Consider the following 14,172-nt stretch of genomic DNA (forward strand, 5'->3'; position numbering starts at 1 on the left):
GTCCCACCCATGAGCCGCTCGATCGTCCCGATCCCGCCCGGGCTCCGCCTCCTCGCGCTCCCCACCTGCCGGGACGTCGCGCTCGTGGCCGCGCTCGTCACCTCGGTCTCGGTCGCCGCGGGCCTCGTCCGTTCGATGCCGCTCCTCCTCGCGCCGAGCGTGCCCGCGCGGCTCGGCTTGCCGTTTGCCCGCGCCGCGCTCGCCGTCTCGCTCGAAGTCGCCCTCGTGCTCGCCCCTCCCCTCGGCGCGGCGCTCGCGGCGGCTCGGCTCGTCGATCGCGGCGAGGCGCGCGCCGTCTTCGCCCTGGGCGCTTCGCCGCGATCGCTTGTCGCTTCGGCCCTTCCCGTTTGGCTCCTCGTGTTCGTCCTGTCCGCCCTCGCCTCGCTCGCGTGGGGCCTCGAAGCCGAAGCGCCCGGCCGGCTCGCCTCGCGCCTCCTCGCGGACGGCCGCGCCGCCTGCGTCGATCGAGCCGCGCGGGATCCCCAAGTCCCGCACGCCGCGACGGTCCCGATGGCCGAGGCCACCTGGATCTGCTTGCCCGGCGAGCCCCCGCGCCTCGTCATGAGCCCTTCCCTCCTCGGCGGCTCCGCGCTCGCGGCGCGCTCGATCGAGCTCTCCGCCGATACGGCTTCCCTCGTGGCCGACGACCTCGTCCTTGCTTTGCCCTCGAACGAGACGACCGGCCCCATGACCGTCCGTGTCGCCCGCGCCTCGGTCCGCGGCCTCCTGCCCCTCGGCCGCCCCTCGAACCTCCGCGCCCCCGTGCGGGCTGTGCTCCTCGGCGCGACGTCGGCGGCGAGCGCCCTGCTCACGAGCCTCGCCGTGCTCGCCTCCTCGATCCGCGGCCGCGCGCTCGCCCTTTTCGTCGGCCTCTCTGGCCCGGCGCTCGCGCTCCTCGTCCTTTCGGCGCTCGAACGCGAAAGGAGCCCGCTCCTCGCTTATGGCCTCGTCCCTGCGCTCGGCCTGCTCGGTCCGCTCCTGGCGGCCCGGTTCGCGCGAATTCTCGCATCACGCCGCGCCCCGGGCGCATGACGAAAGAAGACGGCGGATCCAGCGACCCGCGTCCCCTTCACCCGCGATCCTGCGGCCTTGGCGTCCATTGCCGGAGGCGCCCGAGGATGGTACGGGTGGAGTGGACGCGGGAAGCTCGACGCTTCCCCGGGCAGGAGCACGACCATGGGCCGACTGAGCATCACCGAACTCCTTCTCATCCTGGGCGTCGCTCTGCTCTTGTTCGGCGCCGGGCGCATCTCCGACATCGGCAAGGGCCTCGGCGAGGGCATCCGAAACTTCAAGAAGGGCCTCAAGGACGAGGACCAACCCCCGCCGAAGCAGCTCCCGAAGAAGGACGAAGAGGGCGGCGAGAAGTCGACGTCGTAGGCGCGTCGGCCCGCGATCTTTCTTTCCAGGCGGGGGGTTCGGGGGCGGCGCTCGGCTGGTCCGAGCGGAGCCCCCGAGCGTTGGCCGAGGCGGCCGCGTAGCGCGTGGTCGACGCGGACGCCCCGAGGCCTATACTCGGGGAATCGTATGAAGATCCTCGAGCGTCTCGGGAAGATCGGCATCGCGTTTGCCACGTTCGCCATCGCTGCGTTTTTCGCGGTGCAGTTCGGGGCGGGCGGTCTGTGGCGCGGATTCGAACCCGCCCTCGCCGTGACGGGCGGCAGCCCCACGACGAAAGCGCCCTACGATTTGACGCGGCTCGAAGCCGTCAACGAGACGCTCAAGCTCATCCGCGACAAGTACGTCGAGCCCGGACGGGTCAAGCCGAAAGAGATGCTTCTTTCGGCTTTGAACTATGTCCAGCGTGACGTCGCCCAGGTGATCGTCGTGAACGACGATCCGAACGAGGTGACCGTCCGCGTCGAGACGGCGGAGAAGAAGTTCCGCATCGACAACGTGCAGGGCCCCTGGGACGTATCGGCGCGCCTGCGCGAGGTCTTCGCGTTCCTCCAGAAAAACCTGCGCGGCACCGAGGTCGATCTGCGCGAGGTCGAGTACGCGGCGTGCAACGGCATGCTCCACACGCTCGACCCGCACTCGGTCTTTTTGAGCCCCGAGGCCTACAAGGAGATGAACCTCTCCACGTCGGGCCATTTCGGCGGCCTCGGCATCGTGATCTCGATCCGCGATCAGGTCCTCACCGTGATCAACCCCATGCCGGACACGCCGGCGGGGCGCGCGGGCATCAAGCGTCACGATCGGATCGTCAAGATCAACAACGAGTCGACGCTCAACATGCCGCTCGACGACGCCGTACGCCGCCTGCGCGGCGACCCCGGGACGAAGGTCACGGTGTGGGTCACGCGTGACGGCGAGCAAGGCTGGCAGACGCCAAAGCCCTACGATCTCGTGCGTGAGGTCATCAAGGTCCGCTCCATCGAGTCGCGCCCGCTCGAGGCCTCGGGCATCGGCTACGTGCGCATCAAGAACTTCCAGGCGACGACGTCGACGGAGCTCGACCTCGCGCTCGACGATCTGCGAACCAAGGGCTCGCTGAAGGGCCTCGTGCTCGACCTGCGCGGCAACCCGGGCGGCCTGCTCGATCAGGCCACGCGCGTCGCCGACAAGTTCCTCGCCGACGGCGTCATCGTCTCCACCGTGGGCGCCTCCGAGGGCCGCGACGAGAAGAAGGCCAAGAGCCCCGGCACCGAGCCTACGTACCCCATCGTCGTCCTCGTCAACGGCAACTCCGCCAGCGCGAGCGAGATCGTCGCGGGCGCGCTGAAGAACCACGATCGCGCGGTCATCGTCGGCTCGACGACGTTCGGCAAGGGCAGCGTGCAGCTCGTCTTCCCCGACGTCACGCCGGAGAAGGCCGCGCTCAAGCTCACGATCGCGCAGTACCTCACGCCCGGCGACGTCTCGATCCAGGGCGTCGGCGTCACGCCCGACATCGAGCTCGATCCGATGACGGTCGACGAGCTCGAGATGGATCTCACGATCCAGAAGGACGGCCTGCGCGAGCGTGATCTCTCGGCGCACCTGACGAACGGCAAGGCCCAGCCCGGGTCGAAGCCGCGCGAGGTCGTGCGCTACCAGCTCACGAGCACCGAGCGCGAGGACATGCGCGAGCGTGGCGGCGAGACCGACGACGACTTCCGCGTGGACTTCCCGATCCGCTTCGCGCGTGACCTCGCGCAGCGCATGCCCCCCGGCGCCGCGCGCAACACGCAGATCGACGCCTCGCGCGACTACATTGAGAAGGCGCGCAAGGACGAGCTCGACAAGGTCGCCGCGGAGCTGTCGAAGCTCGGCTACGACTGGTCCGACGCACCCGAGGGCGCGCAGGGCCCGGCGAAGAGCGACCTCGAAGTGAAGGTCGAGACCGACCGCGCAAACAACGAGGTGACGGCGGGCGAGCCCATGAACCTCTCGGTCACGGTGAAGAACAACGGCAAGCAGCCGATCTATCGCCTGCGCGCCTCCACCGAGAGCGACAGCGGCTACCTCGACGGCAAGGAGCTCGTCTTCGGCAAGATCGCGCCCGGCCAGAGCAAGACCTCGAAGGCGCCGCTCGGCTGGTGCGAGGTCGAAGGCCGCAAGGTCGGCACGACGAAGCCGCGCCTCGCGAACCAGAAGCGCATCTGCAAGATCCCAATGGACGCGCTGAGCCGCGCCGACGGCGTGAAGGTGAAGTTCGAGGCCGCGGGTGGCTTCGAGCCCACGCCGGCCGAGTTCCGCCCGACGATCCGCGCCCTCGAGCGCCCGCTCTTCCAGTACGCCTACCAGATCGTCGACGACCGCAGCGGCAACGGCGACGGCCGTATCCAGCGCGGCGAGGGCGTGTCGATGTACCTGACCGTGAAGAACGTCGGCAAGGGCCGCTCGTTCGAGACGCAGGCGAACATCGCGAACCTCTCGGGCGAGGGCCTGCTCCTGCGCGCCGGCCGGTTCGACATCTCGAACATGAACCCCGGCGACGTGCGCAAGGTGGTCTTCACGTTCGACGTGCAGCCCGAGCTGCAAGACACCGAAGCCACGCTGAGCCTGTCCGTCGGCGATCGCGACCTGCGCGAGGTCGCCACGGAGAAGGTGAAGATCCCCGTCGGCAGCCCGATCACGATCGCGAAGGCCACGGGCACGGCGAAGGCCGGCCTGCAGGGCGCGACGTTGTACGCGACGGCGGACGCGAACGGGCTCGTCTTCGGCAAGCTGCGGCCCGGCGAGACCGTGGCGATCACCGGCAAGGTGAGCGACTTCTACAAGGTCGACCTCGGTTCGAGTCGCTTCGCCTTCGTGCTCGCCGCGGAGACAGCGCAGGGCAGCGGCGCCGCGTCCGTCACGCCGTCCTTCGAGGACGTCTACTCGAAGGCGCCGCCGACGCTCGACGTGAGCGCCTCGGCCATGGCCACGCGCGACGAGAAGGTGAAGATCACGGGCGCCGCCTCCGACGGCGAGCGCTTGCTCGACCTCTACGTCTTCGTTGGTTCGCGCAAGCTCTACTACAAGTCGAACCGCGACGGCGCCGACCCCAAGAAGGCGACGTTCGAGTTCGATGCGCCGCTCCGGCCGGGCGTGAACGTCATCACGGTCGTCGCGCGTGAGAACTCGGACACGATGACGCGCCGCACGCTCGTCGTGCGCAAGGATGGCGCCGACGGCACGATCCTGAAGACGCCGAAGACGGACGATCCGGTCGCCGAGTGGCTCGGCGAAGCGGCGCTCCCCGAGGATTGACCCCCGAGAATCACCCCGAGTACGTTGGTCTGTCGTGGGACTTCTAGCCTGGCTCGGCCTCAAGCGAGGGGACACGTATCCGAACGTGGACGCGCTCCTCGCGGAGCTGCGCCGCGCCCTGCCTGACGACGAGAGCGTCGTCCTTCGTTACATCGCTGCGGTGGTCGTCCTGCTCGGCAAGGTCGCGGGCGTGGACGGCCGCCTCACCGAGGGGGAAGAACAAACGCTCCGCGGCCTGCTCGCGCACATCGAGGGCTTGTCCCCCGAGGCGATCGAGGCCGTCACGCACGCCCTCAAGGGCAAGCTTCCGGCGCTGCGCGACGAAGAGCTCGCGCTCTGCGTGCGTGAGCTCAAGACTCTCTGCGACGGCCGCGAGCGCGTCGAGGTGATCCGGCTCCTCGCCAAGGTCGCGGTGGCGGATGGAAGGCTCTCGCCCGCCGAGCGCGCGGAGCTGCACCACGTCGCCGCGGATCTCGGCGTGCCCGAGAGCGAGCTCGCCGCCGTCGAGGAAGAAGTCGGCTGATGCTTCGCGCGCGTCTCCCCTCTCCCGCGAGGGAGAGGGGTTCGGCGTGAGGGCGTCGTTCCGCTAGCTCTTCGCGCTGCGCGCCGCGCGCTGCTTCATCGCCGTGAGGGCGACGAACAGGACGAACGTCACGGCCCCGCCGACCGCGAGGAACATCCCTGCGTTGAACACATAGTGCAGGTCGCGCGCTCCCCCGAGGCCCATCACGAAGATGCCGAACAGCGCGAGGCCTGCGCCGATCACCGGATCGGGCCCCTCCGCCTTCCTCGTGTCGAGCGCTTCCCCGGCACCTTCCTCGTCGCCGCCGGCTCCGTGCAGCCCGTCTGCGCTCTCGTCCATGCGCACCTTCCTTGCTCGATCCCAGTCTAGCGCAGACTCGGCGTTCCACGAAGCGCTGGCGGCGCGGGACCTGTGCGCGCACGATGGCCCACGTGCCTCCTGGTCCTGCGTCCTTCGGCGGCCGCCTGGTCGTCTCCTTCGAGAGCCGGCGCGCGCCCGAGATGGCCTCGCTCGTCGAGCGCCACGGCGGTGAGCCCGTCCGCGCGCCTGCGCTCCGGGAGGTCGGTCTCGACGCGCCGGAGGGCGCCCTCGCGTTCGCCGAGGCCCTCGCCGCAGGCACGATCGACGTCCTCGTCCTCATGACGGGCGTCGGCACCCGCGGCCTCGCCGAGGCCGTTGCGCCCGTGCTCGATCGCGTTGCGTTCGCCGCTGCGCTCGCCCGTGTGACCGTCGTCGCGCGGGGGCCGAAGCCTGCCGTCGCGCTTCGGGAGCTCGGCGTCCCCGGTTTCGTCACGGTCGCCGCGCCGAACAGCCATCGGGAGGTCCTCTCCGCGCTCGACACACGAGGCCTGCTCGTGGGGAAGCGCGTCGCGGTCCAGGAGTATGGCGTTCCGAACGCTGCGCTCCACGAGGGCCTCGCCGCGCGTGGCGCCGAGGTCCTGCCCGTCTCCGTCTATCGTTACGCCTTGCCCGAGGACACGGCGCCGCTCCGCAGCGCACTTCGGAGGCTCGCGACCGGCGAAATCTCGATTGCCCTCTTCACGAGCCGCGCGCAGGTCGAGCATGCGCTGCTCGTCGCGGCCGAGGAGGGGATCGACGGCCCTGTTCGGGAGGCGCTCGGGCGCGGCCTTCTTGGATCGATCGGCCCTGTCTGCTCGGAGGCGCTCCGGCAGGAGGGGCTCAGCCCCGACGTCGAGCCGGAGCATTCCAAAATGGGCCACCTCGTCAAAGAGGCGGCGAAGCGCGCCGACGAGATCCTCGCGCGAAAGGGCCGCCCGTAACGCCGGGCGCGGCCCCTCGAATCATTCGTCTTCGTAATCGCTGCGGGCGACCTGGGGCTCCTTGCCCGTCTTGGATTCGACCACGTGGCCGACGTTCAAGACCTCGGCGCGATAAATGACCGAGCCGTCCTCGGCCGCGATCTCGCCGGAGAGGTCGCCCCAGGGGAATTTGTCACTCACGACCGTGGTGAGCGTCGCCTTCTTTTCGCCGATCTTCACGCGGAAGCTCGTGCGCTTCGCGGGCAGCATGTCGTTGCCCATCACGGCGACCACGTGCTCCGAGCCGAGGGCTTCCTCGTTCTCGTCGGCGACGACCATCGTCTTGCCCATCAGCGCCTCGTATTCGTCGACGCCGGCCGCGACGAGCTTGCCTTTTTCGATGCGCTGGACCGAGAGCACCTCGCCGCGCGTCTCGGCCGTATCGCTCAGACGCACGCGGAGCTCGCTCTTCTCCTTGCCTTCTTCCAGGAGGAAGTCGATCAGGAGCGAATTCTTGTCGCGGCCCACGACGCGCTCGGTGAGCGTCACGGGCGCCTTCTGGAAGCTGCCCGAGAATCGATAGACCACGTAATCGCCGACCTCGCGACGACCCTCCACAGGCGCCTGCTCCTCCTCGGCGGCCTCGGGCTCGGCCTTCGCGACCGTTTCTTTTTGCTCGGTGACGACGGGCGCGGGCTTTTCCGGGGCGAGCGCTTGCGTGCGGACCGCGGCTTTGCCGCAGCCCATGGCGAGGAGCGATACGAGGGCGGGGAGCAGGATCCGATTCATGCGCATCGGGTACATCCGCCGGGCCGATCGGGACCAGTTTTGTGCGATCCGAAGATCGCCGCCGGTTGGTCCCCTCGACCTGGTTCAACGCAGATCCACCCTGGGGCATCTGTCATCCACCCCCTCGCCGCGAGGGCGTCTTCCGGGCCTCGTTCGTACGGCTCGGGTGCAAACGCACAGGCAGAGCGGATGGCGCAGGGCGTGCAAGAGCGTTTGGGGCTTCTCGCCGCTCGGCGACTCAGCCATTCTCGACCCATGGGCATCCTTGCGACGATGAAACCAAAACAGCAATACTTTCGAGCGATTGCCATCGGACTTGGGGCGCTCGCGGTCGCGGCCTCCGCGGTCTCCGCAGGCTGCGTCGAGGCGCCCTCGGGCCTCGCGCCCGGACCGACGGGCGGCGGCGCAGAGGATGGTGGCCCCAGCGACGGCGGCGGGCTCCCTGTCGTCAGCGGGCGGGCCCTTTTCGAGTCCATGCAGGCCGACCTGATGAGCGCGTGTGGCCTTTGCCACGACGTCGCGGGGCTCGCCGACACGCCCTTCCTCGCGGGGCCGGATCGTTATCAATCGTTCGCGAGCTGGCCCGGGATTGTCTCGACGGACCCCACGCACAGCCTCTTGCTCACGTATGCAATGACGGGCAAGGGGCACAGCGGGACGAACCTCGATTCGCCGGCGCTGAAAGAGACGCTCTTGCCGAAGGTCAAGGCATGGCTCGCGCAGGAGGCGAAGAACTTCTCGGAGCCGCCGCCGCAGGCCGGCCCGCACATCACGCCGTTCGTGCCCATCATGGGCTTCAATGCGATTTACCTCGGCGCGCTCGGGCCCGAATTCGAGGGCATGGCCGTCACGTTCCAGGCCGACGTGCTCGCCGAGACGACGCTCGAGCTCACGAACATCGAGCTGCACCCGACCTCGAAGACGGGCTTGAAGATCGTCCACCCGCTCTGGGTCGTGCACCCGCTCGGCAAGGACCCGAATCCGGATCCGGTCGACAGCTTCTCGAACGTGGACACGATTTACCAGGTCGGCGAATCCGGCCCGCTCGGCCCCGGCACGCTCATCCTCGTGAACTGGTCGACGGACGCGAAGCTCTCGCTCGCGTTCGAGCTCATCGAGAAATACGAGCCGGCGTCGCCCGACGCGGGGGACGGCGGGCCCACGGGCGGATGCAAGGACGTCCCCTCGTTCGAGGCCAATGCACGGCAGCAGCTCACGACCTGCCTGAATTGCCACGGTGGTGGCAATGGTCAGGCCGTCGCGGCGGTCGACATGACGGCGCTCCAGAGCGACTCGGCGAAGGCGTGCGGGCAGATCAGGAATCGCGTCAACCCGAACGACCCGCCCGCGAGTCAGCTCTTCATCACCACGAATCCCGGCGGGAATGCCGCGCATCCGTTTAAATTCGGCGGGCAGGGCGGCGCGTTCAACACCTTCCGCGACAACGTATCCATCTGGATCGCAGCGGAGAAATGATGAGGACGAAAGGTAGGCGGCCATGAAGCGGACCAGAATGCTCACCTTGCTCGCCGCGCTCGCGGCGGGCGCGTGCTCGAGCTCGGGGCCTAGTGGCCTCGAGCCGCCGTCGGGAGACAATTCGACCGGCGACCCCGACAACACCACCAGCGGCAACCCGACGACGAGCGGCGACCCCGAGGCGCCCCCGATCCCGGACAAGACCGTGCTCGACGACCGGGTCACGAGCTACACGGAGGCCCTGCGCACGGCGTCGCTCAAGCTCGTGCGAAACCTCCCGACGCTCCAGCAGATCAAGAACGTCGAGACCGCGACCGATCAGCGCGCCGCGTACGAGGCCGAGATCGACACGCTGCTCGCCGATCAGCGTTTCACCTCGCGCATGATCAAATGGTGGCGCGATACGATGCGCCAGGGCGGCGGCGCCCAGGACAACAAGCCGAGCCGCGACACCGCGCCCGTGTTCGCGACGCGCGTGATGATCGAGGAGAAGCCGTACACCGACCTCTTCACGGCCAGCACGAACACCTGCCCGACGTACGACGGCGGGACGAACACGTTCAACGACGGCAATTGCGACAACGGCGTCCCCACGCACGCCGGCGTGCTCACGAACCCCGGCGTCATGATGCAGTTCTACGGCAACATGGCGTTCCGACGCGTGCGCTGGGTGCAGGAGGTCTTCGTTTGCACGAAGTTCCCGGCCGAATACGCGGCGGAGCCGAGGCAGGTCAACGGCGCCGATTACACCGGCCCCTGGCCCTTTGAATCGGTGGGGACGGCCCCGATCAATTTCCAGGACACGTCGTCGGTCGTCTGCGCGAACTGCCACGTGACGCTGAACCGCGTCGCGCCGCTCTTCGCGAACTTCAACATGAACGGGCAATGGATGAACGACAGCCAGGTCGAGACCCCGACCGTGCCCGATCCGCAGAAGACGGTCATCTCCCATTGGCTCCGCAATGGCGAGAGCACGGCCTGGCGCTTCGGCGAACCTGTCGCGGACCTGCCCGCGCTCGGCCAGGCCATGGCCGCGGACACGGACGTCCACGATTGCGCCGTCGCGCGCATGTACAACTTCGCGATGTCGAAGGAAGACATCGTCTCGGACCTCGCGACGGTGCCGCCCGCGGTCCTCAAGCCCTACGTCGAGGAGTTCCTCGCGAATGGCATGAACCTGAAGAAGACGCTGCGCACGATCCTGCTCAGCGAGGACTTCACCAAGTTCTAGGCGCATGCGGAAAGAAAGGAGAGAGACCATGAATCGCATCATCTCGATGTTCCTCCGCGGCGCGCCGATTGCTCTCGCCGCCGGACTCTTCGCGACGGCCTGCGTGCAGGAGCCGCCGTCCGGAAACCTCTCGCGGCCGTCCCCCGTCATCGACGATCCGACGACGGACTTCGAAAACCAGCCGGGCGTCTTCGCGGGCGACGAGGACAACACGCACAGCCACATGGGCGACCTCGGCGAGGGCGTCTTCAAGGATCCGTTCGAGGTCCTCGCGCAGCGCCAGGAAGAGGGCCCGCCGGAGGTGCGCACGCGCCTTCATTCGTGCCAGAAGCTGCAAAACGCGGCGCTCCAGAACCTGCTCGTCTCGCTCGGCGTGAACATCGACGCGACGGCGCAGGTGCCCACCGCAGGCCAGCTCTTCAAGGGCGGCGGCGGCGCGCTCGGCGCGGCGACCTACGACGCCCGCGTCGGCGAGGCGGTCGTGTGGAGCGCGGCCGGCGCGGCGAAGCTCTTCGACATCTTCGTGCAAGCGGCGCCCGAGATCATCGCGAACCTGCCGAACGTCGACCAATGCAAGGTCGGCGGCGTCGGGACCGAGATGTTCGACGCGAACAACCAGTGCAATCGGGACGCCATCGCCTGCATCACGGGTCGCCCCGCGACCGACTCGCACGTCGCGATCTGCAACAAGGTCGTGACGAGCGCCTCCGATGTGGAAAAAGGCAAGCGAATTGCGGTCGGTACGATGATGGCCGCAGCCCATTCGTGCGAGTGACGGAGGAGACCATGGTCGACGACAAGCTCAAGAGCCTCCAAGGCAATGCCCGGCGTAACTTCCTGCGCTGGACCACCGCAATGGGCGCCGTCCTCGCGCTCGATCGCGCGAAGGTGCTCGACGTCATCGCGGACTCGGCCGGCACGGCCATGGCCGACGACGCGTGCGCCGCGACGAACCGCTCGGTCCACCTCGTGGCGGGCGACGGCGGATTCGCGTGGTTCCAGCTCCTCTGGCCCCACACGCAAATCGCCAAGGCGAACAACGACAACTTCGCCTTCCACGCGTTCGGCCAGACGGAAGACGCGAAGGACACGGACAAACCGTTCGTCTACGCGCCCCAATCCCCCTGGAGGAACCTCGACAAGCGCAAGCGCATCTCGGCATTCATGGCCGGGACGAACCAGACGCACACACCGACGCCCGGCTCCGCCGCGACGCTCGGCAATGGCGTCAGCATGCTCGCCACGGCCGCCGCCATTCAGCGACAAACCCCGTCGCTCCTGCCGGTCATTGCGATCAACCCGCTGAACTTCGGCGCCGCCCCGGGCGCGCCGCAGGTCGCCACGGTGAACAACGCGGGCGGCATGGTCGATCTCTTCGACAGCGCAGCATCGCGCGTGACGCTCGCCGTCGAGGAGGACGCGGCGCTCTTCGAGGCCTATTACAAGGCGTTCGTCGGCCTCAATGCGGCCGCCGGCCGCCCGACGTGGTCGAGGCAGCTCCGCGTGGGCAAGACGAGCGCGAACTTCCTCGGGAAAAACCTCTCCGCGCAGCTCGCGCCGTCGGCCGACGACCTCACCCGCTACAACATCGGGCAGGGCACGCCGAACCGCCTCGCCGAGATTGGCCGCGCCTTCATCACGACGGCGCGCGCCTTCAAGCTCGGCCTCACGCAAAGCGTGATGATGCCGGCCATGCGCGACGACCCGCACGGGGCGTTCAATGACATGAACAACCTGCGCAACACGGTCGCTCAGCTCGGCAAGATGTTCGACGAGTTCATGAACGACCTCGCCGCCATCCCCGACCCGGTCTGCACGGCGCGCAACCTCGCCGACAACATCGTCATGACGGTGCACGGCGATACGCCGAAGAACCCGCGCGACCGCGGCGGCTGGCCCGACGGGACGCCGAACAACTCGAACTGGCTCTACGTCATGGGCAATGGCTTCACGAAGACGGGCTGGTTCGGCGGCGTGCGGGCCGACGGCAGCACGGACGGCTTCGATCCCACGACGGGCGAAAACGTGCCGGGCCAGCAGAGCAATGCGACGAGCGCGGCGGCGGGCGCGGCCGTGGCCTTCGCGGTGGCCAAGGGCGACATGCGCCGGGTGCAGGACTTCTACACCGGTCCGAGCATCAAGGGCATCGTGAACGAGAATCCGGTCTGAAGACCGGTGGGGGGTTTTCGGGACAACCCGAAAGCCCCCTCACCTCGATCGCGCAGCTCATTCCGTAAGTCGAAACGACGATTTTCGATCTTTCGGGCTGCCCGGCGCGCGCCCGCGCTGGCAGACGACCTCGCCATTCTGCGTGAGGATACAAATCGCTGCGTGGGACATGGCCACGCTCGTGGCCTTCGGCAGGTCGAGGCGCACGGGCGTCTGACCGGTCGCCGACGCGGGGATCACGCTCGTTTGCCCCCAGCACCACACGGAATTCGCTTCGTCCACTGCGCAGGTCGCGCTCCGGCTCGCGGCGACGTCGAGGACCTTCCCGAGGCCGACCGGCGCCACGGGCGTCGCGCTCACGCGCGCGGGCTCGTTTTCGGCCGCGCCCTGGGGCAGGCGCGGGCCGCCATTGCCGAGAGCGCCATACAGATCCTCGCCCCAGCAGCGCAATTCGCCTGTCTGCAAGCGCGCGCAGACGTGCGCCACCGCTGCCGCGACCTGCGCCGCGGGCCCCGGCAACACGGCCGTGCCCTCGGCCATCACGAACCGCTTCGTCTTCGTGTCGAACGCGCCCTTTGCCGCCACCCGACCGTCCCCGAGGATCCCCACGTCGCTGTCATTCACCTGGCATTGCACGGCGCCCTTGTCGTCGAGGACGCACGCATAATAGCGGTCCATGTTCCAGCCTGCCGCGCGCGCCCGGATCGATTTCACGTCGTACGCGGACACGCACGTATCACCTCGAATCGGGCAGCGGGTCTGGACGAGCTGGCCCTCCGGCGTGATCGCGCCGGGGACCGGGGAATCGACGAGGGACGCATACCGACGTTTCCCGAGCGGGCCCTTGAGCGGATTCGGCGCGCCGCGACGAGCCTGTTTCCCTCGTGGAGGTCGAGCAGAATCTCGACGACGCTCCCGTCGCGCCGGAGCGCGACCACGCGCACGAGGTTCACGCTGATGTCGAGGGCGTCCTGGATCGGCAACGCAATGGGCCCCGTTTCGCCGACGACCCAGCAAGAGACCGCGCCGCCGCGGGTCCGCGCGCAGGCGATGGGATGGTCCTTGTCCACGTCGGCGCTCAGCCGGACCTGCGCCACGTCGGCGAGGCCGGCCACGGGCGCGGCCGCGCTGGGCTCGCCGAACCGACCGTCGCCGAATCGACCGTCGCCGAATTGCCCTCGATCGCCGATTCCATGGCATTCAATCCGGCCATCGGGAAAACCTCCACAACCGACTTCGCTGCCCATATGATGCGCCACGGCGAAGAGCGGCGGCCGGGCCTCGAAATGCCGTCGCCACGCCGGGGGCGCATCGCTGAAATCGTCGAGGTAGAGCTTTTCTTCGACGGGGCACGCGCGCCCTTCCGGGCCGAGGAAGCAGCCGTCGTCGTCGATCGCGGTCGCGCCCGCGGGCGCGGGGATCGTCTCGATGCTGCTCCGACAAACTGGTACGCCCGGGGCCGGGAGGGTTTGCCCACAAACGAAAATGCTCTTGATGGCGCGAGGCCGATGGCCATCGCGGAACGGGACGAGCTGCTCGATGCGGCGCAGCGTGCCGCCGAACAACGTGCTGTTTCCCGGGCCTGCCTCGACCTCGACGACGATCGTGTCGCCTCCCAGCGCCACATCACGCGCTTTGCCAGGCAGCGGCACCACGCGCGGCGCCCGCCAGCGCCCTTCGCCCCAGCAAGTGAGGGACCCGTCGCCGACGATGGCGCACGTGGCGCGGCCGCCCGCGGCAATGCGGGTCGCGCCCGTGATCCCCTCGACCAGCCGCGGCGTGGCGATTGCCTGGTCGTCGACGTTGCCCGCCTGAAAATCCTCGTTATGGCCCCAGCAGAGGACCCGACCGTCGCCGCGCAGCGCGCAGAAATGCCTCTCGCCGGCCACGAGCGCGCGCAGGCGCGGGGCCGTCGTCGGGGCGGCGACAGGCGCGTCGACCTTCCCCGCCTCGCGCGCGGGCTTTTGGCTCGGTTGTCCGCAGCCTGCGGCGGCCAGGACGAGCAGCGCAGCAAAAGGAAGGCGGTATCGCGTCATGCGACGACGATA

13 protein-coding genes are annotated in these 14,172 nt (G+C 68.8%); 9 read left to right on the plus strand and 4 right to left on the minus strand.

Going from position 1 to position 14,172, the window contains the following annotated elements; genetic code table 11:
• Positions 1–9 precede the first annotated feature (9 nt).
• From E8A74_RS18940 to E8A74_RS18955, 4 genes are all read left to right on the plus strand, one after another.
• On the plus strand, positions 10–1,032 hold the full coding sequence (locus E8A74_RS18940; RefSeq protein WP_136930432.1) for a hypothetical protein: 1,023 nt from the start codon (positions 10–12) through the stop codon (positions 1,030–1,032).
• Positions 1,033–1,176: 144 nt separating this feature from the next.
• Positions 1,177–1,380 carry a twin-arginine translocase TatA/TatE family subunit gene (tatA, locus tag E8A74_RS18945; RefSeq protein WP_136930433.1) on the plus strand — a complete coding sequence of 68 codons (204 nt, stop codon included), beginning with the start codon at positions 1,177–1,179 and terminating at the stop codon, positions 1,378–1,380.
• 147 nt (positions 1,381–1,527) lie between these two features.
• Positions 1,528–4,677 carry an MXAN_5808 family serine peptidase gene (locus E8A74_RS18950; RefSeq protein WP_136930434.1) on the plus strand — a complete coding sequence of 1,050 codons (3,150 nt, stop codon included), beginning with the start codon at positions 1,528–1,530 and terminating at the stop codon, positions 4,675–4,677.
• A gap of 34 nt (positions 4,678–4,711) precedes the next feature.
• Entirely contained in the window at positions 4,712–5,200 is a 489-nt protein-coding gene (locus E8A74_RS18955; RefSeq protein WP_136930435.1) for a tellurite resistance TerB family protein, read from the plus strand.
• A 63-nt stretch (positions 5,201–5,263) separates the two neighbouring features.
• Here the strand turns inward: E8A74_RS18955 and E8A74_RS18960 are convergent, their stop codons facing one another.
• Positions 5,264–5,539, minus strand: a complete 276-nt coding sequence (locus tag E8A74_RS18960; RefSeq protein WP_136930436.1) for a hypothetical protein — start codon at positions 5,537–5,539, stop codon at positions 5,264–5,266.
• Between the two features lie 92 nt (positions 5,540–5,631).
• On the opposite strand from E8A74_RS18960, the gene E8A74_RS18965 reads away from it, so the two are divergent.
• Positions 5,632–6,480 (plus strand): uroporphyrinogen-III synthase, encoded by an 849-nt coding sequence (locus tag E8A74_RS18965; RefSeq protein WP_232379647.1) that lies wholly within the window; start codon positions 5,632–5,634, stop codon positions 6,478–6,480.
• Between the two features lie 21 nt (positions 6,481–6,501).
• On the opposite strand, the gene E8A74_RS18970 is transcribed toward E8A74_RS18965, so the two are convergent.
• Positions 6,502–7,248: a hypothetical protein gene (locus tag E8A74_RS18970; RefSeq protein ID WP_136930437.1), complete on the minus strand. Its 747-nt coding sequence runs from the start codon at positions 7,246–7,248 to the stop codon at positions 6,502–6,504.
• Between the two features lie 273 nt (positions 7,249–7,521).
• Here E8A74_RS18970 and E8A74_RS18975 point away from each other — a divergent pair, with 273 nt between their 5' ends.
• The 4 genes from E8A74_RS18975 to E8A74_RS18990 are packed head-to-tail and all read left to right on the plus strand — an operon-like array spanning position 7,522 to position 12,124.
• Positions 7,522–8,724: a hypothetical protein gene (locus E8A74_RS18975; RefSeq protein WP_136930438.1), complete on the plus strand. Its 1,203-nt coding sequence runs from the start codon at positions 7,522–7,524 to the stop codon at positions 8,722–8,724.
• Between the two features lie 22 nt (positions 8,725–8,746).
• Positions 8,747–9,955 carry a DUF1549 domain-containing protein gene (locus E8A74_RS18980; protein WP_136930439.1) on the plus strand — a complete coding sequence of 403 codons (1,209 nt, stop codon included), beginning with the start codon at positions 8,747–8,749 and terminating at the stop codon, positions 9,953–9,955.
• A 28-nt stretch (positions 9,956–9,983) separates the two neighbouring features.
• On the plus strand, positions 9,984–10,730 hold the full coding sequence (locus E8A74_RS18985; protein ID WP_136930440.1) for a hypothetical protein: 747 nt from the start codon (positions 9,984–9,986) through the stop codon (positions 10,728–10,730).
• A gap of 11 nt (positions 10,731–10,741) precedes the next feature.
• A complete protein-coding gene (locus tag E8A74_RS18990; RefSeq protein WP_136930441.1) occupies positions 10,742–12,124 on the plus strand; it encodes a hypothetical protein in 1,383 nt (460 codons plus the stop codon).
• 57 nt (positions 12,125–12,181) lie between these two features.
• Here the strand turns inward: E8A74_RS18990 and E8A74_RS18995 are convergent, their stop codons facing one another.
• Together E8A74_RS18995 and E8A74_RS19000 are read right to left on the minus strand one after the other, a co-directional pair.
• A complete protein-coding gene (locus E8A74_RS18995) occupies positions 12,182–12,853 on the minus strand; it encodes an RCC1 domain-containing protein (protein ID WP_136930442.1) in 672 nt (223 codons plus the stop codon).
• Complete coding sequence (locus E8A74_RS19000) at positions 12,835–14,160, minus strand: RCC1 domain-containing protein (RefSeq protein ID WP_136930443.1); 1,326 nt, start codon at positions 14,158–14,160, stop codon at positions 12,835–12,837. Before E8A74_RS19000 ends, E8A74_RS18995 begins: the two co-directional genes overlap by 19 nt.
• Positions 14,161–14,172: the final 12 nt, after the last annotated feature.

Origin of the sequence: Polyangium fumosum (assembly GCF_005144585.1) — a bacterium.
Lineage (GTDB): Bacteria > Myxococcota_A > Polyangia > Polyangiales > Polyangiaceae > Polyangium > Polyangium fumosum.